This is a genomic window from Collimonas sp. OK607 (assembly GCF_900111995.1).
Taxonomy (GTDB): Bacteria; Pseudomonadota; Gammaproteobacteria; order Burkholderiales; family Burkholderiaceae_D; genus Collimonas.
The window spans coordinates 42389-66333 of sequence record NZ_FOKF01000005.1 but is presented as its reverse complement, the minus strand read 5'-3'; the positions used below and the strand labels follow the sequence as shown (position 1 = coordinate 66333).

General features: G+C 54.4%; 21 protein-coding genes. 14 read left to right on the top strand and 7 right to left on the bottom strand.

Annotated elements, in window-relative coordinates:
- Positions 1–155: 155 nt before the first annotated feature.
- Positions 156–899 carry a tetratricopeptide repeat protein gene (locus tag BM029_RS05455; protein ID WP_092433370.1) on the bottom strand — a complete coding sequence of 248 codons (744 nt, stop codon included), beginning with the start codon at positions 897–899 and terminating at the stop codon, positions 156–158.
- 7 nt (positions 900–906) lie between these two features.
- Complete coding sequence (locus BM029_RS05450) at positions 907–2997, bottom strand: bifunctional 2',3'-cyclic-nucleotide 2'-phosphodiesterase/3'-nucleotidase (RefSeq protein ID WP_244544921.1); 2091 nt, start codon at positions 2995–2997, stop codon at positions 907–909.
- Between the two features lie 431 nt (positions 2998–3428).
- On the opposite strand from BM029_RS05450, the gene ahpC reads away from it, so the two are divergent.
- The 4 genes from ahpC (at position 3429) to BM029_RS25855 (ending at position 7228) form a co-directional block, all read left to right on the top strand.
- The gene (ahpC, locus tag BM029_RS05445; RefSeq protein ID WP_092433366.1) at positions 3429–3992 is read left to right on the top strand and encodes an alkyl hydroperoxide reductase subunit C; all 564 of its coding nucleotides are present in this window, start codon (positions 3429–3431) and stop codon (positions 3990–3992) included.
- Between the two features lie 128 nt (positions 3993–4120).
- Entirely contained in the window at positions 4121–5716 is a 1596-nt protein-coding gene (gene ahpF, locus BM029_RS05440; RefSeq protein ID WP_092433364.1) for an alkyl hydroperoxide reductase subunit F, read from the top strand.
- Positions 5717–5968: 252 nt separating this feature from the next.
- Positions 5969–7006, top strand: a complete 1038-nt coding sequence (locus tag BM029_RS05435) for an isocitrate/isopropylmalate dehydrogenase family protein (RefSeq protein ID WP_092433362.1) — start codon at positions 5969–5971, stop codon at positions 7004–7006.
- A gap of 78 nt (positions 7007–7084) precedes the next feature.
- Positions 7085–7228 (top strand): hypothetical protein, encoded by a 144-nt coding sequence (locus BM029_RS25855; protein WP_170850993.1) that lies wholly within the window; start codon positions 7085–7087, stop codon positions 7226–7228.
- A gap of 183 nt (positions 7229–7411) precedes the next feature.
- Here BM029_RS25855 and BM029_RS05430 read toward each other — a convergent pair whose 3' ends face one another.
- Together BM029_RS05430 and BM029_RS05425 are read right to left on the bottom strand one after the other, a co-directional pair.
- A complete protein-coding gene (locus BM029_RS05430) occupies positions 7412–8191 on the bottom strand; it encodes a DUF2182 domain-containing protein (RefSeq protein WP_092433360.1) in 780 nt (259 codons plus the stop codon).
- Complete coding sequence (locus BM029_RS05425) at positions 8192–8824, bottom strand: DUF1326 domain-containing protein (protein ID WP_092433358.1); 633 nt, start codon at positions 8822–8824, stop codon at positions 8192–8194. It lies immediately after the preceding gene.
- A gap of 322 nt (positions 8825–9146) precedes the next feature.
- Here BM029_RS05425 and BM029_RS05420 point away from each other — a divergent pair, with 322 nt between their 5' ends.
- From BM029_RS05420 to BM029_RS05405, 4 genes are all read left to right on the top strand, one after another.
- Complete coding sequence (locus BM029_RS05420; RefSeq protein ID WP_092433355.1) at positions 9147–9779, top strand: ABC transporter ATP-binding protein; 633 nt, start codon at positions 9147–9149, stop codon at positions 9777–9779.
- A 232-nt stretch (positions 9780–10011) separates the two neighbouring features.
- On the top strand, positions 10012–10290 hold the full coding sequence (locus BM029_RS05415) for a DUF6364 family protein (RefSeq protein WP_092433353.1): 279 nt from the start codon (positions 10012–10014) through the stop codon (positions 10288–10290).
- A complete protein-coding gene (locus tag BM029_RS05410; protein WP_092433351.1) occupies positions 10287–10700 on the top strand; it encodes a PIN domain-containing protein in 414 nt (137 codons plus the stop codon). The genes BM029_RS05415 and BM029_RS05410 overlap by 4 nt, the downstream gene beginning before the upstream one ends.
- Before the next feature lie 352 nt (positions 10701–11052).
- The gene (locus tag BM029_RS05405) at positions 11053–11517 is read left to right on the top strand and encodes a class I SAM-dependent methyltransferase (RefSeq protein WP_244544920.1); all 465 of its coding nucleotides are present in this window, start codon (positions 11053–11055) and stop codon (positions 11515–11517) included.
- Between the two features lie 635 nt (positions 11518–12152).
- Here the strand turns inward: BM029_RS05405 and gyrB are convergent.
- The 3 genes from gyrB to dnaA form a co-directional block, all read right to left on the bottom strand.
- On the bottom strand, positions 12153–14636 hold the full coding sequence (gene gyrB / locus BM029_RS05400) for a DNA topoisomerase (ATP-hydrolyzing) subunit B (RefSeq protein ID WP_092433347.1): 2484 nt from the start codon (positions 14634–14636) through the stop codon (positions 12153–12155).
- A 158-nt stretch (positions 14637–14794) separates the two neighbouring features.
- Positions 14795–15901: a DNA polymerase III subunit beta gene (gene dnaN / locus BM029_RS05395; RefSeq protein ID WP_038483788.1), complete on the bottom strand. Its 1107-nt coding sequence runs from the start codon at positions 15899–15901 to the stop codon at positions 14795–14797.
- A gap of 294 nt (positions 15902–16195) precedes the next feature.
- Positions 16196–17632 carry a chromosomal replication initiator protein DnaA gene (gene dnaA / locus BM029_RS05390; RefSeq protein WP_092433345.1) on the bottom strand — a complete coding sequence of 479 codons (1437 nt, stop codon included), beginning with the start codon at positions 17630–17632 and terminating at the stop codon, positions 16196–16198.
- Positions 17633–18232: 600 nt separating this feature from the next.
- On the opposite strand from dnaA, the gene rpmH reads away from it, so the two are divergent.
- The 6 genes from rpmH (at position 18233) to BM029_RS05360 (ending at position 23848) form a co-directional block, all read left to right on the top strand.
- Positions 18233–18367, top strand: a complete 135-nt coding sequence (gene rpmH / locus BM029_RS05385) for a 50S ribosomal protein L34 (protein ID WP_061535510.1) — start codon at positions 18233–18235, stop codon at positions 18365–18367.
- A 31-nt stretch (positions 18368–18398) separates the two neighbouring features.
- Entirely contained in the window at positions 18399–18815 is a 417-nt protein-coding gene (rnpA, locus tag BM029_RS05380; RefSeq protein ID WP_092433343.1) for a ribonuclease P protein component, read from the top strand.
- Positions 18816–18935: 120 nt separating this feature from the next.
- The gene (gene yidD, locus BM029_RS05375) at positions 18936–19220 is read left to right on the top strand and encodes a membrane protein insertion efficiency factor YidD (RefSeq protein ID WP_092413065.1); all 285 of its coding nucleotides are present in this window, start codon (positions 18936–18938) and stop codon (positions 19218–19220) included.
- 19 nt (positions 19221–19239) lie between these two features.
- On the top strand, positions 19240–20934 hold the full coding sequence (gene yidC, locus BM029_RS05370) for a membrane protein insertase YidC (RefSeq protein ID WP_092433341.1): 1695 nt from the start codon (positions 19240–19242) through the stop codon (positions 20932–20934).
- 115 nt (positions 20935–21049) lie between these two features.
- On the top strand, positions 21050–22447 hold the full coding sequence (gene mnmE / locus BM029_RS05365) for a tRNA uridine-5-carboxymethylaminomethyl(34) synthesis GTPase MnmE (RefSeq protein ID WP_092433340.1): 1398 nt from the start codon (positions 21050–21052) through the stop codon (positions 22445–22447).
- A gap of 165 nt (positions 22448–22612) precedes the next feature.
- A complete protein-coding gene (locus BM029_RS05360) occupies positions 22613–23848 on the top strand; it encodes a tyrosine-type recombinase/integrase (RefSeq protein ID WP_092433338.1) in 1236 nt (411 codons plus the stop codon).
- The last annotated feature ends 97 nt before the right edge of the window (positions 23849–23945 follow it).

Sequence of the window (23945 nt, the reverse complement as noted above, 5' to 3'; positions counted from 1 at the left end):
ACGCCGGATCGGCACACAGGTTCCTGACTAATTCTACTCCCTGTAGGGTGGGCACATTGTGCCCACGTGAACTCCCTACACGTACATGCTCATCTCGATGCCGCTTGCACCCGCGCTCCGGTTATCACGGTCCGCGTGGGCACCATGTGCCCACGCTACTGGTAGTTATTCCAGCGCATGCTGCGTTCATCGGTGGCTTCCTTTATCAGATGACGTGCCCGTACCGGATCGCGCTCACCATGCTGGTCACCAACTTCCAGGCTCATGGCAAGCGCCTGTATCGCTACCGGAAAATCACCCGCGGCCGAGCGTTCCAGCCAATCCCGGGCCAACTGCTGGTTTTGTTCTACACCGTCACCTGCGGTATAAGCGTTTGACAGCAAGAACATCGCCTGCGCATTGCCCTGAACGCTCGCCTCCAGCAGCCATTTAGCCGAACGGTTGAGATCGCGCGGCACGCCTTCGCCATATTTCGCCATGCGGGCCAGCATGAAACTGGCTTTTGCATTGCCTGACGTGGCCGCTCGCTCATACCAGTTCCAGGCTTGGCCGTAATCAACCTGGAACCCCAGACCGCCTTGATAAAAAGCTTGTCCCAGTTGAAACTGCGCTTCGACGTCATTTGCAGTTGCCGCGTTCTGCATCCATGCGCCAGCTTGCGTTGATTCCTCAGGAATCGAAGCCAGCGCCAACCCGAGTTCGCGCTGCGCTACCGGCCGGCCCGCGACGGCCCAGACCCTCAGCTGGTCAATCGCACTTGCCTGGCGACCATGCAGGGCCAGCAAACCCACCGATTCTATGCGGGCGTTGTCTGGCCCTATATCTTGCGTCTGGGTGCATGCAGTCAAGATAGCCGCAGCCAGCAAGAGTGCAATCACGTGCGATTTTTTATGTCCCATCGCTGACTCACTTGCTCAAATCAATTGCGTATTTGGCAAACCCGCTGGCATCCAGCGCGCCTTCCGCTTTCACCCGGCTCAAGCCCAGCGTTTGTGCAACCGGCAACTTGCCCGGCGCCGAACGGAGGATAACCGGACCTTGGGTGGTCACCTTGACGAAGCTCCAGCTTTGCCCGCTGCCATTTGCCGCGCTGGTGATCTTGCCCTGCTTTTTCAGATAAGCACTGACCACCGCCTGGTTGGCGTCTGGCGATTTGATGATGGTCTTGCTGCCATCGATACCTGGCACGTTACCGCCGCCGCCAGCACGGTAATCATTGGTGGCGACGATGAAATCGTCAGTGTCAGCCACGGTCTTGCCGGCATAAGTCAGGTTGCTGATACGGCTGCCGGCAGGCTTGGTGACGTCGATCTGATATTGCATCGCGTTGTTTTCAGCATAGAACACGTCGTAGTTGAAGATCGTCGAATAGGACGGCACCAGGTCTTGCTCGGCAGTGCTGGCCGGATCAATCATGGCGAACTGCTTTGCCGCGGTTTCCAGCCATTTTTTCAGGTCGGAACCCTTGATCTTGACTGCTTGCAGGTTGTTGTTGCCATATAAGTACAGATCGCCCGGATTCCGTACTTGCAAGCCGAACGGCGCCGTCGGGGAAGCACCTGGAGCGACATCGGTAAAGTCGGTCGGACCGTTGCGGCCGGCTTTGAACGGCGCGCTGCAGGAAATCACAGGGATCGCCTTGTAGCTGGCCAGTACCGGATCGGTGGAATTGGCGATGAAAGTCTTCACATAGTCGATCTGCGCCTGGTTGACGATCTGGATCGCGCTGACATCTCCCACCAGCGAAAAGTAGGCCGACATCTCGAAATCGGTCGTGGTACCCAGCGGCTGCGTGGCGTAAGACAGCGTGGCCTGGTGTTCAGTGGCGACCAGCGGCGCAATCGAAGGATCGGCATCGATGTTGGTCTTGCCGTCGACATATTTGAAGCCGCGCGCCTCAACATTGGTCTGGTCTTTCTGGACCACCCATTTGCCGCCCTGGTATTTCAGCACCATCTTGATGATGCCCAGGCGCCGGCCCCAGCTTTGCGCCATCACCGCCGGAATACCGTTGACCAAACCTTTACTGGTATCCACCAGGTTGCTCGGCAAGGCCGCCAGCGAAGCATCGATAGCTGGCGCGCCGGCTTCACGCGCTTGCGGGAATATCAGGTGGGAGTGCCCCAGCATCAGTGCGTCGATACCGGTACTGGCAAGATACAAACTGCCGTTTTCCATCTTAGGGCTGTAAGGCGAAGCATCCAACCCGCCGTGCGACAGGGCTACCACCAGGTCGGCGCCCTTGCTGCGCATCTCCGGCACATACTTGAGCGCGGATTCCTGCACGCCGTTGACCATCACCTTGCCGGCCAGGTTCTTCTGGTCCCAATCCATGATCTGCGGCGGCACAAAGCTGATGATGCCGACATTCAATGCGACACTCATGGTGCTGCCGTCAGGCTTGGTGGCGCTGAACTGTTTGGCGATCAGCGCATACGGATTAAAAATCGGTTTGCCGGATGCGACTCCGACCACATTGGATAACACCAGCGGGAAATTCGGCGCGCCGCAGTTGCTGCCTTTTTGCACGCCCGGAACGCCGAAATCGGTGTTGGTGATCTGGCTCAGGAAATCGAGACCGTAGTTGAATTCGTGGTTACCCATGCCGGCGCCGTCGTATTGCAAGGCGTTCATCACCTTATGCACCGCCAGCGTGCCGCTGCAGGTAACCGGCGCGGCAACCGCCTGGTAATCGCCGAGCAGCGTACCCTGAATGACGTCGCCATCGTCCAGCAAAAGATTGTTGGGATTTTCCTGGCGCGCGCCCTTGATCAGGGTTGCGGTGCGCTCGAGGCCGAGGCTGGTGTCGGCCTTCAAACCGTAGTAATCGTAACTGAGGACGTTCTGGTGGATGTCGGTGGTTTCCAGCAATGCCAGCTTCAGCACGGTTCCCTCCGGAACGCCAGCCTCAAGGTTGCTGCCGCCATTGCTGCTGCAGGCGGAAACTGCAAGTGCGACCAGAATGGTCAACGTGGTCAAACGCATCTCTTTATGCATGATAACTTTCGGAAATATTTACGGGGCTGGTCTTGATAAGAAGCTGGCGCCACTGATACGCGCTTTTTGGGGGCGTTCCGGGCGAAGATTATATTTTGGAAATATTTCCCGATCATTACATTGCGTTACATTCGCTTCGTACTTGTACATTTGCGGGGTTTCGTCCTACAACCAGGATCTCGGCATGACGAATCGGAACAGTTTGCTTAAACTTATAGTCCGATAAAGCGTCCATTCATTTCTGGTCGGGTTTTGATTGCCTGGAAAGCATTATTTATACCAAGGCAAAATGCACTCAAAGGAGGAATTAATCCGTTATCGATAGCTATTTCAAATCGAAACACAAAATTAAATCAATTATACAAATCGACCAACCTGGTTTATCGTTGCTACCTAGACTTCTCAACCCAGCACTTAGTAAGGAAAACACTATGTCTCTGATCAATACCCAAATTAAGCCGTTCTCGGCAACTGCCCTCCACAATGGCAAATTCGTTCCAGTCACTCAGGACACCCTGAAGGGCAAATGGTCTGTATTCGTTTTCTACCCAGCCGACTTCACTTTCGTCTGCCCGACTGAATTGGAAGACCTGGCCGACAACTACGCTGAATTCCAAAAACTGGGCGTGGAAATCTACGGTATCTCGACCGATACCCATTTCGCTCACAAGGCATGGCACGACACATCGGACGCGATCAAGAAAGTGAACTACCCACTGATCGGCGACCCGACTACAACTCTGTCGCGCAACTTTGAAGTCCTGATCGAAGAAGAAGGCCTGGCACTGCGCGGCACATTCGTGATCAATCCAGAAGGCCTGATCAAGCTGTACGAAATCCACGACAACGGCATCGGCCGTGACGCTTCGGAATTGCTCCGTAAAGTTAAAGCAGCGCAATACGTAGCATCGCACCCAGGTGAAGTTTGCCCAGCCAAGTGGAAAGAAGGCGAAGCAACTCTGACACCATCGCTGGACCTGGTTGGCAAGATCTAAGATCTTTTAAGATTTTTTAAGATCTGATAGCTGCAAATGTTTTACGGTTCGAGTCTGAAACTGGGCTCGAACCGGCAGTACCCCAATTCAAATCGTCACAAACATCGTGACAAACGTAAGGAACCGCCATGCTTGATGCAAATCTCAAAAACCAATTGAAAAGCTATTTGGAAAAAATCGTGCAACCGATTGAGATCGTTGCGTCGCTGGACAACGGTGACAAATCACGTGAACTGCAAGCGCTGTTGCAAGAAATCGCGACGCTGTCGGACCGCATTACGCTGATCGAGCGTAGCGACGACAACGAACGCAAACCCTCGTTCTCTATCAATCGCCCAGGCGTCGATACCGGCATCCGTTTTGCCGCAATTCCGATGGGCCACGAATTTACTTCGCTGGTGCTGGCCTTGCTGCAAGTCGGCGGCCACCCGGTGAAACTGGACGAAGCCATCATCGAACAGATCCGCAATCTGGATGGCGATTATGTGTTCGAAACCTATATCTCCCTGTCTTGCCAGAACTGCCCTGAAGTAGTGCAGGCATTGAACGTGATGGCGCTGATCAATCCGCGCATCCGTCAAGTCACCATCGACGGCGCGTTGTTCCAGGACGAAGTGGAAAAACGCGAAATCATGGCTGTGCCGACCACCTACCTGAACGGTGAAGTGTTCGGCCAGGGCCGCACCAGCGTTGAAGAAATCCTCGCCAAGCTGGATACCGGCGCCGGCGCCCGCAAAGCGGTCGAACTGAGCGCTAAAGAGCCCTACGATGTGTTGATCGTCGGCGGCGGCCCTGCCGGCGCGGCAGCTGCGATTTATGCAGCACGCAAGGGCATCCGCACCGGTGTAGTGTCGGAACGCTTCGGCGGCCAGGTGCTGGATACGCTGTCGATTGAAAACTTCGTTTCGGTAAAAGAAACCGAAGGGCCAAAGTTCGCCACCGCGCTGGAACAGCACGTCAAGACCTATGAAGTCGACATCATGAACGTGCAACTGGCGTCGGCCCTGATCCCAGGCAAGCTGATTGAAATCAAGCTGGCCAACGGCGGCTCGCTGAAAAGCAAAACCGTGGTACTGGCAACCGGCGCCCGCTGGCGCGAAATCAACGTGCCGGGCGAACGCGAATACCGTAACCACGGCGTCGCCTACTGCCCGCACTGCGACGGCCCGCTGTTCAAAGGCAAGCGCGTGGCGGTGATCGGCGGCGGTAATTCCGGCGTGGAAGCGGCGATCGACCTGGCTGGTTTGGTGAGCCATGTCACCTTGATCGAATTCGGCGATGAGTTGCGTGCGGATGCAGTATTGCAACGCAAGCTGCGCAGCCTGGCCAACGTTACCGTGATCACCTCGGCGCAAACTACCGAAATCACCGGCGACAGCAAGAAGGTAAATGGCCTGGTGTACAAGGACCGCAAGACCGATGCCGTGCATGCCGTTGAACTCGAAGGCGTGTTCGTGCAAATCGGCCTGGTGCCGAATACCGAATGGCTGAAGGGCACGCTGGCCTTGTCGCGTCATGGTGAAATTGAAGTCGATGCCAAGGGTCAGACCTCGATCCCTGGTGTATTCGCCGCCGGCGACGTCACCACCGTGCCGTTCAAGCAGATCGTGATTGCGGTAGGCGAGGGCGCCAAGGCATCCCTGAGCGCATTCGATTATCTGATCCGTAGCTCGGACTCGGATGAAGAAGAGGTTGTCAGCGAAGCCGAGACTGTTGCTGCTTAAGTAAACCACCTCAGTAATCAACTTGCCAAGAGGTTTTGCGCCAGCCCGATCCGCGGCTGGCGCAACGGCGACCTGCCTCCGAACTGTCTCTATCCCCATCTTTATTTGTTTGAAACACAACGCGACAGTGATGCCGCGCGCTTCCGCCTGCACGACGTCTTTGTAAACTGACCGAAAGCTTCGCGGTGCTAATATTGTCAGTCTCGCTGCCTGTTCCGGCTTGTCCTATCACTGCGCTCTCAAGAGGATTCCATGAATACCCCGACACTGAAACAAATTCCCGCCACGCTGATCCCCGGCGACGGCATCGGCCCTGAAGTAGTCGAGGCCACGGTCCAGGTGTTGGCCGCTTTGGGATCTCCATTCTCCTGGGATATACAACAAGCAGGTGTGGCCGGCGTCACTGCCAGCGGCGACCCGCTGCCGGAAGCAACCCTGGCCAGCATCCGCAAGACCAGGCTCGCCCTCAAAGGCCCGCTGACTACACCGATTGGCGAAGGCTTCCGCTCCTCCAACGTCCGCCTACGGGAAGAATTCCAGTTATATGCCAACGTCCGGCCGGCAAGGACGATTGTTCCAGGCCGCTTTGAAGACATCGACGTCGTCCTGATCCGGGAAAACATCGGCGGCTTCTATGTAGCGCACGAATACTATATTCCGGTCGGCGACGATCCGCGCGCAGTTGCCGTCTCCACCGGCATCAACACACGCGAAGCCTGCAAGAAGATTGCGCGTTTTGCCTTTGAATACGCGGTAAAGAACGGCCGCAAGAAAATCACCGTAGTGCACAAGGCGAACATCCTCAAGGCGCTGACCGGCATCTTCCTCGAAGCCGCCCGGGAAGTAGCGCGCGATTACGAAGGTAAAGTGCAGATGAACGACATGATCGTCGACGCCTGCGCGATGCAACTGGTGCTGAATCCGTGGCAGTTCGACATGCTCTTATGCACCAACCTGTTCGGCGATATTCTTTCGGATCAACTGGCAGGATTAGTCGGCGGCCTCGGCATGGCGCCCGGCGCGAACATCGGCGATGACGTCGCGATCTTCGAAGCAGTGCACGGATCGGCGCCGGACATTGCCGGCAAGGGTATCGCCAATCCGATTTCCCTGCTGCTGGCAGCGGGGCAGATGCTTGATCATGTCGGCCATGATGATCTGGCGTTGCGACTGCGTACCGCGATCACCGATACGCTTAACAAAGACCACGTTGCTACCGGCGATCTCAAGGGTAAGGCATCCACCCAAGAGTTCACCGACGCGATTGTGCGCAGGTTGCAGAGCAACTAACAGCTTCGCCCATTGAAATCATTAGCTAAGCGGCTATAGATCGGTCTGGCCGGACTGGGCGCGTTCTGGGCGCTGGGCATGCTGAGCGTCAATGAACTGGCCAAGACCGGCGTCCTGATGACCGCTTGCATGTTAGGCCTGGTCGAATTGTTCTTGCTCGGCAGGCCAAGGATGCGGCAGATCAATGGGATGGATTATGCGATCGAGATGCCCGCACGGTAAAACTAACCAGCGTGCCAAATTCCCACGGCATATTTGTACAGGTAGGGTGGGCACATTGTGCCCACGTCGCAATAACCGGAGTCTTGGCCCACCCGGTATTGAGATAGGTATGTACTTGGAGTGAGTTCACGCGTGGGCACGATGTGCCCACCCTACTTCTTTCTGATTATGAGATTTTGCCGATCAGGCTACGGAATATAAAGTCGCGGTGCCCCAAGCCATCAGCACGACGCCGGCGCCGCGCCCGATCCAATGCCCGGCGGGCGCCAGTTTTTCGATCAGGACAAACAGGGCAATGCCGCCGATCCACGTAAAATTCATCACGCCGCCAACGAAGAGCAGCAGCATCAGCAGCCAGCAGCAGCCGACACAATAAGCACCGTGCCGGAAACCCATCGCAAACGCACCACGCACCCCGGCCCGCCAATGCGTCGTCAGGAACTCAATCGGCGAACGGCAGTGGCGCAGGCAAAACTGCTTTAACGGCATCCATTGATACAACCCGGCGGTGATCAACACCGCTCCCGCCAGGACAGTGCTGGTGGTTTCCATCATCGGCGACAACAGCGCCGTTTGCTCCAACACATACTGCAGCGTGGCAGCGACCAGGCTAAACGTAGCCCAGACCGCGACATAGCCAAACATGAAGCCGCCTGACGCTGTCACCAGCTCGCCGGTTGCGGCTTTGCTCCGGGCAATGGTGGAATAGAGCAGGATCATCGGCGCGGCGCTTGGCAACATCATGGCCGCCATCATTACCGCCCACATGGTGAACACAAGGACGGCATGGCCGGGCGTCCACGGCCCCATGCTCATCGGCATCAGCATGTCGCCCATCGCTTCCATCATCCCGGCGCCCGTCAGCAGGTACGCCCAGGACAGGATGACGACGATCAGCAGCCCGGATACGACAAGCAAACGATCATGCCGTAGCACGCGCTGCATGAATATACTATCGGCCATTCAAGCCGCCACGCCTTCCGGTGTCTGCACTACATTAGCCAGCGTGCTGTGGCTACCCGTGGTCTCGAACTTGATGGCGCCGTTGCTGCGGATATTGGCCGATGCCACTTCGCCCTCGTGATGTTCGAAACCCTCCGGCATCACCACCTGAATGTGATGCGGTGCACCGGTCACCGGGTTCTTGATCGGTTCCACCTCGGTTTCAAGCACGCCGGGGATAACCAGGCGCGCGAGCCTGGCAGCCTTGTCAAACTCAAACGTGACGGGAGCGAAGATAGGATCGTGCATCTTCGTCACAATCAGGCTGAAGATATGGAACAACGTTCCTTCCGCCGAATTCTGCCCCGACATGATGTTGAACAATGCTTCGCGCTGCTCTGGGCTGGCGCGCTCATCAATGATCGGCTGCAACTGCCCGTTTCCCTCATGCAATGCGCCCGGGAACGAGACCACCACGAAGAAACTCAAGCCATCCAGGTTGGTGGTGCCGAAATGACCTTTGGTAATGCGCATGCCTGCGAGACCCTGGCAGCTACCCTGCGTCGGCCTGGCGTTGAAATCGCAAGGGCATCCGAATGCGCAGTTGCAGTTCTTGATCCATTCGCCTTCGAGGCGCCAGTCAGCTTGTGCCATGCTATTCTCCTGTCAGTGTTTGTGAACGCATCGTTGTTCGACGCGATCGACATGCGAGCCTGAAGCAGGTCAGCAGATCCTTTGAATACTTACAATCGAGATGTGTTGTGCTTCAGCATTGAGACGTTCCACGAACGTAAGATGATGCATTGGATTCATCGTCAAAAATGTGTTTTCACTGAGTGAAGATTAGTGCACGTCTTGACCTTTTACAAATGGTTTCGACCTGTTCCTGCGGCCCTCGCCAGGCTTCACGGAAACACGTTTTCTGACTCGCTTCAAGCAGTATCCGGTTCCCCGTTTATCTTTGAAAATCCATGCCATGAAGCACCATCACACAGCCATCCTTCAAGCCGTCAATCTCACTTTTCATTACCCAGAGCAAAAATTATTCGACAACTGGTCAGCCGAAATTCCTGCAGGCATCACGTTGGTGCGCGGCGGCGATGGACGTGGGAAGAGTAGTTTGCTGCGGCTTCTGGCCGGCGACTTGGCGGCACAAGCGGGGGAATTGCAAATCAACGATGTGCGCTTGAATGAGCAGCCCGATGTTTATCGGCGGCAGGTATTCTGGGTGGATCCGCGTTCGGAAGCATTCGACCAGATGACGGCGCATGAGTATTTTGCTTCGTTGCACGGTGCGTATCCCGGGTTTGATGATGCGCTGTTGCCAGTACTCACCGAAGGGTTGTCGCTGACGCCGCATCTGGACAAGCAGCTGTATAAGTTATCCACAGGAAGCAAACGGAAAGTCTGGCTGGCTGCAGCGTTCGCTGCCGGCGCCACGCTTAATTTGCTGGACGATCCGTTTGCGGGGTTGGATAAGGCATCGATTAATTTTGTTGTGAAGATGTTGAATCAGGTGGCTGGCAATCCGGGGCAGGTTTGGGTGATTGCGCTTTATGAGGCGCCAGAGGGAGTGCCGTTGGCGGCTACGGTGGAACTGGGAGATTGAAGGTTACGATGCGTCAATGGCGTTGGCTGGCATCCGTGACCGCCAAAGGACCGAATTCAAGCTCCGCAAATGACAAATAATTCTTGAAAAATCAATAAGTTGTGTAATTTCCACGTTGTTTTTATAAGTTAGTCTTTTTTCCCATGTCCCTTTGGCCATGAATGCTTGAAACCATCGAGTTTATGACGTACAGTTTCACTGTACGTGTACGTCACAAGGATATGGGGTCAATATGGAAACGAAACTTACGCTTCGGCTCGATGACAAGTTGATTAAGCACGCGAAGGCGCATGCAGAAAGATCGGGTAAATCCCTCTCTAAAATGGTTGGTGATTTTTTCGCGCTCCTGGATGACTTGGAACCAACTGCTGGTCAGCAGCCAGCCAAAGATTTGGGACTGCTCGATAATCTCCCACCCGTCACAAGATCCCTCTTAGGGATCTTGAAGCCAGGCCATGATGTTGACGATAAGCGAGATTACCGCGCGCACCTAGAGGAAAAATATCGGTGAAGATCCTCTATGATACGAACGTCATCCTTGATGTGCTACTTAATCGACAGCCGCACGTGACCTTATCTGCACCACTCGTGGCAAAAGTTGAAACCGGGAGAATAAGCGGCGCTATTTGTGCGACCACCGTGACCACGGTGTTCTATTTCGTAGAAAAACAACTAGGAGCCGCGGTGGCTCAGGCCAGCATCAAGAAGCTGCTCAGCATCTTTGAAGTGGCCGCCGTTACTCGCTCCGTGCTGGAGGCAGCACTAAATGACGGATTTACCGATTTTGAAGATGCAGTGCTTCACCAAGCGGCACTCAGCGTTGGCGCACAAGGCATCGTCACAAGAAACGGGCCGGACTTCAAAAAATCGACTATCACAGTGTATTCACCAGCCGAGCTGGAAGCTGCCGTAATCTTCTGATACGAAACCGCAACAACGAAAAACACCGCACAGGGTCCTATGCCGCGCTCTTTTGAGCGGAGTTTCCTGATGTCCTCTGGTTGGTAGGGGGCCGCTAGTGGCTTCAACAGAATTAGGGGATTAATCACGGAAACACTGAACAGAACCCGCAAATAAAGATTTTTCCAGGAGTGAGACGCTGGTCGTAAATTTCATTAAGCAGCTGTTTGGGACAAAAAAAACGGTTCTCCAGGAAGTAGATCCGGTAGCTATAGAGGTTAAGAACGACAAATTCCCCGGCGAATTTGATCCCTACACGGTGATGGATAGAAGCCCAAGGATCAGTGGTTGGTGCAACGAGGAAACCGGAGAATTGTATAAAGGGTTTCCGGTTTCTGAAAGTGACGTCGTTTTGGATGTGGGATGCGGCGGCGGCGGGAATGCTGCCTTTTGCGCGCGCCAGGGTGCTCACATCGTATTTGCTGATATCGACCAGGCGATGGTTGAGGAGACCGGGCGCTTGTTGCAGGGCACCCCGGCCCGAAAAATTGAAGCCATCGTGACGGATGCCGATCCTCTTCCGCTTCCGGATGAAACATTTACCAGAATCGTCTCAACGGAAGTTATTGAGCACGTCGCAGATCCAATGGTGTTCCTGAAAGAGTTGGTCCGGGTCGGGAAACCGGGCGCGTTGTATTTGCTGGCAGTGCCGGATCCTGCTTCAGAGGCGATTTTCAAACAAATCGCGCATCCGTCGTGTTTTGAACCGCCCAATCATATTCGAATTCTAGGACGCGATGAATTTGCTCAGCTGGTATCTAATCCTTGTGCCAATTGATTGATATCCGCTAATTTCTTAGAAAAAGGAAGCCGTAAGAGAGTCGTGGGAAATGCAAAACAGTCAAAAGCGTATGACTCCATCTCTGGATCACTGGCCAATACCGAAAGCATATCTCCCCATGTGCCTAAGCGTGATCCAGATAAACCATGTACGAAAAGGATTAACTTTTCCCCCGTTTTTCGCATTTCCATATTTATTTTTCTTGGTTAATTTTTTACAACGAATATTGTATGTCGCTCTACTCGTCTATGTGGTGAGGCCAGAGTCTTCATAGTCAGTCTTCCGACCTACCAACTGTTTCAACAATTCAGCTTTTTGATGCCCAATAGTCCCCTGCCGACGGACTATTGAAACGTACCGGAGTTGATTTATCAGGACCTGATAGCTTCCTACTCCAAGGAAAAATTTCTACATGTCTATGTTAAAAATATCTATCCTTACTAGTGAGTGTGAAAGTATGGACTTGCATTGAACCTTGTGGCCACCAGGTAAGTAACAGACGTTTCCGGCAAACAATCGTGTATGTCTTGGTGCACTCAGTTAAAAAAAATGCCAACCACGAAGGTTGACATTTTTGACAAAAATTTCTCACTTAGTTGGCACGTTTTCCAGTTTCAATGTCATCCGACAAATCAAACATCAATATTCCCAGCCTGCAGCGCATTCAACTCAATAAACGCTCTCCGAGGTTCAACATCATCCCCCATCAACGTCATAAAGATCTGATCCGCAGCAATAGCATCCTCAATCTGCACCTTCAACAACCGGCGCACAGTCGGATCCATCGTGGTTTCCCACAATTGCGAAGGATTCATCTCTCCCAGACCTTTATAGCGCTGCTTGCTAACGCCGCGTTCTGCTTCGTCACGCAACCAGGCCATGGCCTGATGGAAATCGATAATGGCTGATTCTTTGACTTTCTCACCAGCACCGCGACGGATCACAGCACCAGGACCAATCAAACCCTTGAACGTTTCTGCGGCGTTGACCAACACCGTGTAGTCAGGGCTAGCAACAAAATCACTATCGATAGCGCTGGCTTTGATGTTGCCATGATAGCGGCGATGAATACGCAGAGCATGCTTGTCGGACAGTTCATCCGATTTGACGAAGACTTCTACCGATGGCTCATTGATCGATGCTTGCAGTGCCTTCGCCGATGCTTGTGCATCTTCCAGCGTATCCAGCTTGAGAGTAACACCGGTCATAATGGAGGTGAGCGCTGCGCCATCCACCGCGCGGGTGAGGCGGGTAATGATCGAGTTCGCCATGTTGTACTGACGCACCAGCTCAGCCAGGGCCGGGCCACTGATCGGCAACGCGCCTTCGCTCGGTATCAGGGCGGCATCGTTCAACGCAACCTGCATCATGTAAGTAACTTCTTCAGCGTCATCTTTCAGATAGCGCTCGTCCTTGCCATGCTTAACCTTGTACAACGGCGGTTGCGCAATGTAGATATGACCACGCTCAACCAATTGCGGCATCTGACGATAGAACAAAGTCAGCAGCAGAGTACGGATGTGGGCGCCATCAACGTCCGCATCGGTCATGATAATAATGCGGTGGTAACGTAGCTTATCAGCGTTGAATTCATCCGCGCCGATACTGGTGCCGAGGGTAGCGATCAGCGTAGTGATCTGCTCCGACGACAGCATTTTTTCAAAACGTGCTTTTTCAACGTTAAGCACCTTACCGCGCAACGGCAAAATCGCCTGGAATTTACGATCGCGACCCTGCTTGGCGGAACCGCCCGCAGAGTCACCCTCGACGATGTAAAGTTCGCACAGCGCCGGATCTTTTTCCTGGCAGTCGGCCAGCTTCGATGACAAGCCAAGCCCGTCCATCACGCCTTTGCGGCGGGTCAGTTCGCGCGCTTTGCGGGCGGCGTCGCGGGCACGGGCGGCTTCGACGATCTTGCCGCAGATGATCTTGGCGTCGTTCGGGCGTTCTTGCAGATAATCATTGAGCGTCTTGGCGACGATTTCTTCTACCGGCAGGCGGACTTCGCTGGAGACCAGCTTGTCTTTGGTTTGCGAGCTGAATTTCGGCTCTGGCACTTTCACGGACAAGACGCAGGTCAGGCCTTCGCGCATGTCGTCGCCACTGGTTTCTACCTTGGCTTTCTTGGCAAAGTCATGCTCTTCGATGTACTTGTTGAGCACCCGGGTCATCGCGGCGCGCAGACCGGTGAGGTGGGTGCCGCCGTCGCGTTGCGGGATGTTGTTGGTGAAGCAGAGTACTTGTTCGTTGTAGGCGTCGTTCCATTGCATGGAGACGTCGACCGAGACGCCGTCTTTTTCGCCGGTGGCCTGGAAAATGGTCGGGTGCAGGACGGTTTTGGCTTTGTTGATGTATTCGACGAAACCGCGGGTGCCGCCTTCGAACGCGAAGTTTTCTTCCTTGCCGGTGCGCTGGTCGGTCAGCTTGATGTGCACGCCGTTGTTGAGGAAGGACAGTTCGCGGATGCGCTTGGCCAGGATTTCGTAGTGGAATTCAACGTGCGTGAAAATCTCTTCGTCGGCCCAGAAGTGGACTTCGGTGCCGCGCTTGTCGGTGTCGCCGATGACTTTGATCGGGGAGACGAGTACGCCTTCCTGCATTTCGGTTTCGCGATTTTGCGGTACGCCGCGCACGAATTCCATGTAATGCACTTTGCCGTCGCGGCGGATGGTCAGCTTGAGCAGTTTGGACAGGCCGTTAACGCAAGACACACCCACACCGTGCAGGCCGCCGGACACCTTGTAGGAGTTCTGGTCGAACTTGCCACCGGCGTGCAGCTCGGTCATGACGATTTCGGCTGCGCTGCGCTTTGGTTCGTGCTTGTCGTCGAACTTGATGCCGGTCGGCACGCCGCGGCCGTTGTCGGTGATCGAGATCGAGTTGTCGGAATGGATGGTGACGTGGATTTCGGTGCAGTGGCCAGCCAGCGATTCATCGATGGAGTTGTCCAGCACTTCGAATACCAGGTGATGCAGGCCGGTGCCGTCAGAGGTGTCGCCGATGTACATCCCGGGGCGTTTACGTACCGCTTCCAGGCCTTCGAGAATTTGGATCGAGGACGCTCCGTATGCATTGGGTTGCGGCTGATTGGTGTTGTCTTGAGGGGCTGATGACATGGCTACCTTCTGAAAAGCTTACTTCGGAACTACACATATTGGGGCAGGATGCTACTTTTGCAAGCAAATGCGGCCGTGGGGTGGGCACTTGGGCCCACGCTGTACGGTATCTGGTACACAGCGTGGGCAAAAACCTTGCCCACCCTACGAGACCGGGATTAGATTCGCATTGGCATTACTACGTACTTGAAATCGGCGTTTTCCGGCACGGTGATCAGTGCTGAGGAATTGGCGTCGCCGAGGGCGATGTTGACGTTGTCGCCTTTCAGGTTGTTGAGTACATCCAACAGGTAGGTGACGTTGAAGCCGATGTCGACGCTATCGCCGCCGTAATCGATTTCGAGTTCTTCAATCGCTTCTTCCTGATCGGCATTGGTCGAGCTGATTTTGAGGCTGCCTGGAGTGACTACCCAGCGTACGCCCTTGAACTTGTCGCTGGTCATGATGGCGGCACGTTGCAGGGAGCGCAGCAACTGGTCGCGGCTGATGGTGAAGTCGTTCTTGTAACCCTTCGGCACCACGCGGGTGTAGTCGGGGAACTTGCCTTCTACCAGCTTGGAGATCAGTTCGATATCGGCGAACGACAGCTTGACCTGGTTGTTGGCGATTTCGAGTTGGACCGGTTCGTCGGTTTCTTCCAGCAGGCGCTGCAGTTCGATGATGGTCTTGCGCGGAATGATGACTTCCTGGCGCGCAAATTCCTGCTCGGTGGCGACCTGGCAAAACGCCAGACGGTGGCCATCGGTGGCGACGGCTATAACGTTCTTGCCATCGAGTACCAGCAGCAGGCCGTTCAGGTAATAGCGGATGTCTTGCTGGGCCATCGAGAAATGGACCATGTTGAACAAATGCTTGAGGGTCTTTTGCGGCAGGGTGACGGTGGCGTTGTAATGATCTGCCTGGGCTACTGTCGGAAATTCTTCGGCGGCCAGTGTTTGCAGCGCGAAACGGGATTTGCCGGATTGCACAGTCATGCGTTTGTTGCTGAGGGTCAGCGAGACTTCACCGGTGTCCGGCAAGGCGCGCAGAATATCCAGCAGCTTGCGTGCTGCAACAGTCGTTGCTGCAACTTCGCTACCGCTGCCGACCTTGGCGTTGGTGGTGATTTGCACTTCGATGTCGGTTGACAGGAAAGAGACCTTTTCGCCGTCTTTGCGAATGAGGATATTGGCCAGAATCGGCAATGTGTGCCGACGCTCGACAATACCGCTCACGATCTGCAGTGGCCGGAGAAGGGTATCTCGGTTGGTTTTGACCAATTGCATAGCTATATCCTTGTTATTTAAAAATCAAATATTGCCGCTTGCTGGCATGCTTTGCTTATTACTTTGCGAATACTTTCAAGCAGTCTATAAATGTAACTTAATTCGACTGCCAACGACTCATAAAGCAGGTAAATCTGCGCCAGTTTCAGGTTTTTTTATAGTTTCCACCAGAACATCTTTATTTTGGCGTAGCGACAAAAAAACCACACTTGCAACCGATTTTCAAAATTGCCCTATCCAAACTTATCCACAGGATTGCAGGCAACCCTGGCTGTGGATAAGGCACTCTTGAAATCAGCCCTTGAGCGTTTGTTCCAGCACGTGCAACTCATGGTTGCACTCTGGATTCTTGGTACGGTCGCCGGCGATCTTGCGGACTGCGTGCAACACAGTGGTGTGATCGCGGCCACCGAACAATTCGCCGATTTCCGGCAAGCTCTTCTGGGTCAACTCTTTGGCTAGATACATAGCGATCTGGCGCGGACGGGCGATATTGGCCGGCCGCTTTTTCGAGTACATATCGGCAACTTTGATGTTGAAAAAGTCGGCAACGGTTTTCTGGATGTTCTCGACGGAGATCTGCCGGTTCTGCACCGACAGCAAATCTTTCAATGCATCTTTGACAACATCGATGCTGATATCTTTGCCATGGAAACGTGAGTAAGCAAGAATCTTGCGCAGTGCGCCTTCCAGCTCACGGACGTTGGAACGTAAATGTTTGGCAACAAAAAACGCGACGTCATCGGAGAAGGTGACGCCTTCCGATGCTGCTTTTTTAAGCAGAATCGCTACCCGCATTTCCAGTTCCGGCGGCTCGATGGCCACCGTCAGGCCGGAGTCGAAACGCGAAATCAGGCGGTCATCCATGCCTGTGATTTCTTTTGGATAGGTGTCGCTGGTGATGATGATTTGTTTCTTTGCGGCAATCAGCGCTTCGAATGCGTAGAAGAATTCTTCCTGGGTGCGACTCTTGCCGCCGAAGAACTGGATATCATCGATCAGCAGCAAATCAAGCGAGTGGTAATAACGCTTGAAATCGTCAAAACCCTTACGTTGGTAAGCGGTCACTACGTCGCGAACGTACTGTTCTGCGTGAATGTAGCGAATCTTGGAGTTCGGATTGTCGGCCAGCAGCTGATTGCCGATGGCGTGGATCAGATGGGTTTTACCGAGCCCGACACCGCCATACAAGAACAGCGGATTGTAGGAAACACCCGGATTATTCGCCACCTGGATAGCTGCCGCCCGTGCCAGTTGATTGGCTTTACCGGTTACGAAACTGTCAAAACTGAGTGCCGTATTGATACGTGACTGATCGCGCCGGGCGCTGACGGCACTGTTCTCGGTCTGCACTTCCGGCAGGCGATCGAAGTTGCTGTTGCCATAACTGCCACCACTGGCAGCGGACGACTGGCCGCTCGACTGTTCGCTATTGTTACTATTATTAATAGCGACCGGCATGCTGGAGCTGGCCGGTGCTGCGGTCGACTTGCGTGGATCGAGCACGAACACCACTTCGATCGGCGCTTCCCAATATTGGTGCGCCAGGGTCGTGATGCGGCTTGCAAATTGTGTTTTGACCCAATCCAGCTTAAAGCGATTCGGCGCAGCTATGCGCAACCGCCCATCCTCGTAATCGAGTGGCGCCAGTGGTTTTATCCACGCGCTAAATTGTTGAGGCGTCAATTCCTGCTCCAACTGGGTAGAGCAGCTCTGCCAGAAATTTTCCATGAATCGTTCTATGTGAAGGTGTGCGGGATGAGGTTCTTTACGCCCTGGCTGAGGGGGTTGTTGGACTTAGGATAATCGGCTGCAAAAACAGCTGGCCGGCCCATATTTCACCGCGCTCTCGGTCAATAGCTCGCTATTGACGCTTCGATCACGGCAAAATCTGGCCTCGCCCAGCTATTTTTTCGCTTCGATGACCTAAATCCAACAACCCCCCGTTATTTTTATTGCACGCTGGGTTCAGTAATGAATTTCGTACTACTGAGCAATGCATAACTGGCGGGCGTGCCACACATAAGCCGCTATTCTACCCTTGCCGGCGCAAGTTATCCACAGGCACGGCCAATTAATACCGACTATTAAAGTAAAAAGCCTAAGTGTAAAAAACCGCTAAGTGATTGACAAACAAGCAGAAAATGGGTTCTAATTCAAGGTTCACTGTCCGCTGAATTGCCGGTTTGCGTGTTGACTGCTCTCTGTACTTGTCCCGATTTCGTTATTCGAAACCGTGGCGACCAGGCTCAGATCCAATGGCGAAAGGGTAAAAACCCAGCGCTCTGAGTGTGAAGATCCGATTTATTTTTGCTGATTAGCGAGACCAACATGAAACGTACTTACCAACCTTCCGTCGTGCGCCGTAAGCGTACTCACGGCTTCCGCGCCCGTATGGCAACCCGCGGTGGCCGCGCTGTGCTCAATGCACGTCGCGCCAAAGGCCGCAAGCGTCTGGCAGCTTAATCTCAAGCCTGACGCTTAAAGCGTTGCTTGCGTGACAGAGAATTCAGACGACCGTTTAAAGAAGTGCGAAAACTGCGTCCAAGACTTTGCACGTAAACGGCGCATCGTTAAAACGGATGAATTTTCATCCGTTTTTCGTTTGCGCCCTGTCTTTAGAACGGCGCATTTCGTGTTGTATACCCGCCTTAATGCGCTGCCGCATGCCCGTCTGGGCGTAGTGGCGGCAAAACGGCTGGCACCACGCGCTGTGACGCGTAACACGGTAAAACGGGTTACGCGTGAGTTGTTTCGTCTGACACCATTGCCGCCAATCGACTGCGTTGTGCGTTTATCCAAACCGGTAAACACCAAAGCAGGCCCGGCTACGACTGCGCGCTTGAAGCGAGAGCTACATGGCGAACTAAAGCAGTTGTTCGCCTCGCAACGTCTGGCGGCTGGTACGCCGTAGCAGTGCAGCCTTGTAACGTCGTATTTGTATCGATAATTTCAGGGCTTGTATTGTTCCAGCCTGGCTATAGATAGCACTAGCCCATAGTCCAGGCCCGGAAGAAGAAGGAAAAAAGCTGTCATGAAAATGCCTCTACTGTTCCTGTTGCGCCTCTACAAACTGGGCATCAGCCCGTTTCTGGGACAGAATTGCCGTTTTTATCCCAGCTGCTCCGATTACGCAGCCGAAGCTATCCGCACGCATGGCGCCCTGAAGGGCAGCATGCTGGCCGGACGTCGCCTGTGCAAATGCCATCCGTGGCATGCAGGCGGACTCGATCCGGTTCCGCCACACCAGTCATCCACATCTCCCTCTGCAACCAAACCCGCATCGGTTTCCCGATCGTGTGGTTGCGGCCATTCCTGAATCATAGATAAATACTCTTATGGATATCAAACGTACCGTCCTGTGGGTTGTATTTTCGGTTTCGCTGTTGTTCCTTTGGGATCAATGGCAGCGCCATAACGGCCAGCCGTCATTGTTCTTCCCAAGTGCTAACCAGACTGTGCCGGCTGTAACCGGTCCTGCCGGCTCTGCCAGCGCTGTTGCGTCAGCCGACGCCAGCACTTCGGTGCCGCAAGCTTCTGCAGCATCTGCTGTCACCGGCGCCGCCGGTGCATCGGCTAGCGCCGTGCCTGCCACTGCGGCGGACACCAAAGGCCAAATCATCACCATCACTACCGATGTCGTCAAAGCTGACATCGATACGGTTGGCGGTGAACTGACACGCCTGGAACTGTTGCACCACAAGGACACGGTCGATCCGACCAAGAACCTGGTGTTGTTCGACCACAGCGCGATCCGTACCTATCTGGCTGAAACCGGCCTGATCGGCGGTCCTTTCCCTAACCACAAGTCGCCATTCACGGCCTTGCCGGGCGCCCGCACTATGGACAACGGCAACCAGGTGCAGCTGGTGCTGGAATCGACCGAAGGCGGCGTCAAGCTGACCAAGACCTACACCTTCAAGCGCGGCGATTACTCGATCGACATCAAGCACACAGTTACCAACGACAGCGCCGCGCCAGTGTCGCCTTCGCTGTACTTGCAACTGGTGCGTGACGGCAATGCACCAGAAGGCGAACAGCGTTTTGTGCACACCTTCACTGGCGCCTCGGTGTATACCGATGCCAGCAAGTTCCAGAAGTTTGCCTTCGACAAGATCGAAAGCGGCAAAGCCGACCATGCAACCAAGTCTGACGACGGCTGGTTTGCACTGATCCAGCATTACTTTGTCTCCGCGTTCATTCCGCAAGACAAGGCGCCGCGCGAAATCTTCACCAAGAAGATCGCTACTAACCTGTATGCAGTCGGCAACATCCTGCCGCTGGGCACGATTGCTCCGGGCGCCAGCGTAACTATGGATGCGCGTCTGTATTCCGGTCCGGAAGTGCAGGCTGACCTGGAAGCTATTGCTCCTGGCCTGGAACTGGTCAAGGATTATGGCTGGCTGACAATCATCGCCAAGCCGATTTTCTGGCTGATGACGCAAATCCACAAAGTCCTCGGCAACTGGGGCTGGACCATCATCGCGCTGACCGTGCTGATCAAACTGGCGTTCTTCCCATTGTCGGCTGCCAGCTATCGCAGCATGGCCAAGATGAAACTGGTCACGCCTAAGATGACGTCGATCCGCGAGCGTTTCAAATCCGAACCGCAAAAGATGAACCAGGCCATGATGGAGCTGTACAAGACCGAGAAGATCAACCCGCTCGGCGGCTGCCTGCCGATCGTGGTGCAGATTCCGGTGTTCATCTCGCTGTACTGGGTGTTGCTGGCCAGCGTCGAAATCCGTAACGCACCGTGGCTGGGCTGGATCCACGATCTGGCAGCACCGGATCCGTTCTACATCTTGCCGGTTGTGATGGCGATTTCGATGTTCATCCAGACCAAGTTGAATCCGACTCCGCCGGATCCGATGCAAGCCAAGGTGATGATGTTCATGCCGCTGATTTTCTCGGTCATGTTCTTCTTCTTCCCGTCCGGCCTGGTGCTGTACTGGGTCACCAACAACGTGCTGTCGATTGCACAGCAGTGGGTGATTACCCGCAAGATGGGTGCAGGTCCGGCCAAGGCTTAAAATCGGATATACCGATTGTCGTAAAAAAGCCCGTGAATTAAAAATTCACGGGCTTTTTTGTGGCCATTTGCTTATCGTTGTTTCTATTATCCAACAACCCTCGTAGAATAATTCCATGTCTTTCGATTCCTCTCCCATCGCCGCAATTGCCACCGCACCAGGACGCGGCGGCATTGGCGTAGTCCGTATTTCCGGCAAGCAGCTGGGCTCCCTGATTGAAGCCGTTTGCGGCGTTCCGGAAAGCAAGCTGACCCCGCGCCACGCCACCTATCTGCCTTTCAAGAATACCGACGGCAGTGTCATCGACCAGGGGCTGGCGATCTATTTCAAGGCGCCGCATTCCTATACCGGCGAGGACGTGCTGGAGCTGCAAGGCCATGGCGGCCCGGTGGTGTTGCAGATGCTGCTGACTCGCTGCCTGGAGGCAGGTGCAGATATCGGACTGCGGATGGCGGAGCCGGGCGAATTCACGCAACGTGCGTTTATCAACGACAAGCTGGATCTGGCCCAGGCTGAAGCGGTGGCCGACTTGATTGAAGCGTCCACCGAGGCGGCTGCCAAATCTGCTTCGGAATCGTTGTCCGGCGCGTTTTCCAAAGTGATCCACGCCTTGGTAGGGCAGGTTACCAATCTGCGCATGCTGGTTGAAGCGACGCTGGACTTTCCGGAAGAGGAAATCGACTTCCTGGAGAAATCCGATGCGCGCGGCCAGTTGGCGAATATTCGCAGTACGCTGGATAACGTGTTCAGCCAGGCCGCGCAGGGTGCTTTGCTGCGCGATGGCTTGAACATTGTGCTGGCGGGCCAGCCGAATGTCGGTAAATCGTCCTTGCTGAATGTGCTGGCCGGATCCGATGTCGCCATTGTCACGCCGATCGCCGGCACCACCCGCGACAAGGTAACTGAAACCATCCAGCTGGAAGGCATCCCGCTCAACATCATCGACACCGCCGGCATCCGCGAAGCCGAAGATGCCAACGACGAAGTGGAACGGATCGGCATCGAGCGTACCTGGGCCGCAGTGGCCAGCGCCGATGTAATCCTGCACATGCTGGACGCCAATCACGGCCCGTCGCTGGCGGATGAAAAAATCGTCGCCCGCTTCCCGAACAGCGCGCCGATCATCCGCATCTGGAACAAGATCGACCAGTCCGGCCACCGGCCTGCGGTCGATGTGATGAACGACGCTACCCATATTTACCTGTCAGCTACCGACCATCTTGGTATCGACCTGCTGCGTGGAGAGTTGCTACGCATCGCCGGCTGGCAGCAAACCGGCGAATCGCGTTACCTGGCCCGCGAGCGGCATTTGATTGCGCTTAAGGCAGCGCGGGATCATCTGGATATTGCCGATCAGCACGCGTCGCTCGACAACCGCGTCAACGATCAGTCGCTTGATTTGTTTGCGGAAGAGTTGCGGCTGGCGCAGGACAAGCTCAGCAGTATTACCGGGGCGTTTACGCCGGATGATTTGCTGGGGGTGATTTTTTCTCGGTTTTGTATCGGAAAATAAACAGTTATCCAATAACGTCCAACGACATCCACAAAACACCTTAAAAGCCTCATAAAGTATAAGGTAAATGCCCTGTGACGTCCGAAGCCGTCCGTTGACATCCAGTGGTTTTAAGTACACACTTGAGTACACAAATCTTGCGATATTTTTTACCGTGTACTCAAAATGCCAAAAATTGCCAACCCACTCAATGACACTCGTATCAAGGCTCTGAAACCAAAAGCCAAGCGCTATTCCGTTTCGGATGGTGAAGGTTTGACGCTTGAGATCATGACATCAGGCGCGAAGATCTGGCGGTACCGGTATCGGCTACATGGCAAACAGCAGCCTGTTGTTACTATCGGCGACTATCCAGCGGTCGGCCTACAAGATGCACGTGAGCGGCGCCGGCGCTACGCTGAGGTTGTCGCTAGCGGCGTTTCCCCGATCGCAGACGCCAAGAAAGATCGAGGCACATCCAAGGTGCTTAACTCTATACGGGAATTCGCTGACTACTGGTATCAAGCAGAGATCGCGCATAAATCGGAGTCCTATCGCACCATCACGAGGCGTCAGCTTGATAAGGACATATTTCCGGCCATCGGCAACAAAGCGCTATCCGAAGTAACAGCAGGCGACGTGTTAGCCATCTGTGATCGGATCAAGGGTCGCGGCTCACCACAGTCTGCGCTCGTCACTCGTAACGTCATTAAGCGTATGTATGAATACGCGATATCGCGGCAGGTAGCCACAGCCAATCCCGCACAGCAACTTGTCGCACGGTTTATCGCAACACCTCAAAGCCGTACGCGCGTTCTCACCCCCGACGAGATCGGCAGCGTGCTGCGCACCGTATATGCATCCGATATGGCGCGCCCTTCAAAGTTGGCGTTACACCTCTTGGTCATCACGATGGTGCGCAAATCTGAACTAATCGAGGCCGAGTGGTCCGAATTTGATTTCGTTACCGGCATCTGGCGCATTCCCGCTGAGCGAATGAAGAAGGACCGCGAACATTGGGTACACCTATCAAGCCAGGCGATTACCCTCTTAACCGAATTGTGGCAGCTGTCGCATAGTGACCGCTACATATTGCCAATGCGCCGCGGCTATTGTGAAGATCGACCAATCGCCAAATCTACCCTCAATGCCGCAGTTAGGGCCATGAATACCGATGTGCAACATTTCGTCATTCACGACTTCCGCCGTACAGCGTCGACGCACTTGCATGAAATGGGCCAGTCATCCGATGCCATTGAGAAGGCGCTGGCGCACTCAATCAAAGGAATCAAAGGCGTTTATAACCGCGCAGAGTATGCGGATGAGCGCCGCAAGATTCTGCAACTATGGGCGAATTTCGTGGATGCACAGATCAATGAAGGTCGCAAGGTTGTAATCGGGCAATTTGGTAAGGCGGCATAAGAATGCCCGCATTTGATTGGCCAAGATAGTTTTCTACCCGCTTCCTCACTAAGGAACCACGGCTTTATGCTTTATCTGTGCTGCTGAATCCAGCGGA

Bases quoted from the DNA above. Each gene is read 5' to 3' on its own strand.
- ahpF (WP_092433364.1), top strand. From the start codon at position 4,121: ATGCTTGATGCAAATCTCAAAAACCAATTGAAAAGCTATTTGGAAAAA.
- BM029_RS25855 (WP_170850993.1), top strand. From the start codon at position 7,085: ATGCTGAGCGTCAATGAACTGGCCAAGACCGGCGTCCTGATGACCGCT.
- rpmH (WP_061535510.1), top strand. From the start codon at position 18,233: ATGAAACGTACTTACCAACCTTCCGTCGTGCGCCGTAAGCGTACTCAC.
- BM029_RS05430 (WP_092433360.1), bottom strand. From the start codon at position 8,191: ATGGCCGATAGTATATTCATGCAGCGCGTGCTACGGCATGATCGTTTG.
- BM029_RS05415 (WP_092433353.1), top strand. From the start codon at position 10,012: ATGGAAACGAAACTTACGCTTCGGCTCGATGACAAGTTGATTAAGCAC.
- gyrB (WP_092433347.1), bottom strand. From the start codon at position 14,636: ATGTCATCAGCCCCTCAAGACAACACCAATCAGCCGCAACCCAATGCA.
- yidC (WP_092433341.1), top strand. From the start codon at position 19,240: ATGGATATCAAACGTACCGTCCTGTGGGTTGTATTTTCGGTTTCGCTG.
- BM029_RS05455 (WP_092433370.1), bottom strand. From the start codon at position 899: ATGGGACATAAAAAATCGCACGTGATTGCACTCTTGCTGGCTGCGGCT.
- dnaA (WP_092433345.1), bottom strand. From the start codon at position 17,632: ATGGAAAATTTCTGGCAGAGCTGCTCTACCCAGTTGGAGCAGGAATTG.
- ahpC (WP_092433366.1), top strand. From the start codon at position 3,429: ATGTCTCTGATCAATACCCAAATTAAGCCGTTCTCGGCAACTGCCCTC.
- mnmE (WP_092433340.1), top strand. From the start codon at position 21,050: ATGTCTTTCGATTCCTCTCCCATCGCCGCAATTGCCACCGCACCAGGA.
- dnaN (WP_038483788.1), bottom strand. From the start codon at position 15,901: ATGCAATTGGTCAAAACCAACCGAGATACCCTTCTCCGGCCACTGCAG.
- yidD (WP_092413065.1), top strand. From the start codon at position 18,936: ATGAAAATGCCTCTACTGTTCCTGTTGCGCCTCTACAAACTGGGCATC.
- BM029_RS05360 (WP_092433338.1), top strand. From the start codon at position 22,613: ATGCCAAAAATTGCCAACCCACTCAATGACACTCGTATCAAGGCTCTG.
- BM029_RS05435 (WP_092433362.1), top strand. From the start codon at position 5,969: ATGAATACCCCGACACTGAAACAAATTCCCGCCACGCTGATCCCCGGC.
- BM029_RS05420 (WP_092433355.1), top strand. From the start codon at position 9,147: ATGAAGCACCATCACACAGCCATCCTTCAAGCCGTCAATCTCACTTTT.
- BM029_RS05450 (WP_244544921.1), bottom strand. From the start codon at position 2,997: ATGCATAAAGAGATGCGTTTGACCACGTTGACCATTCTGGTCGCACTT.
- BM029_RS05425 (WP_092433358.1), bottom strand. From the start codon at position 8,824: ATGGCACAAGCTGACTGGCGCCTCGAAGGCGAATGGATCAAGAACTGC.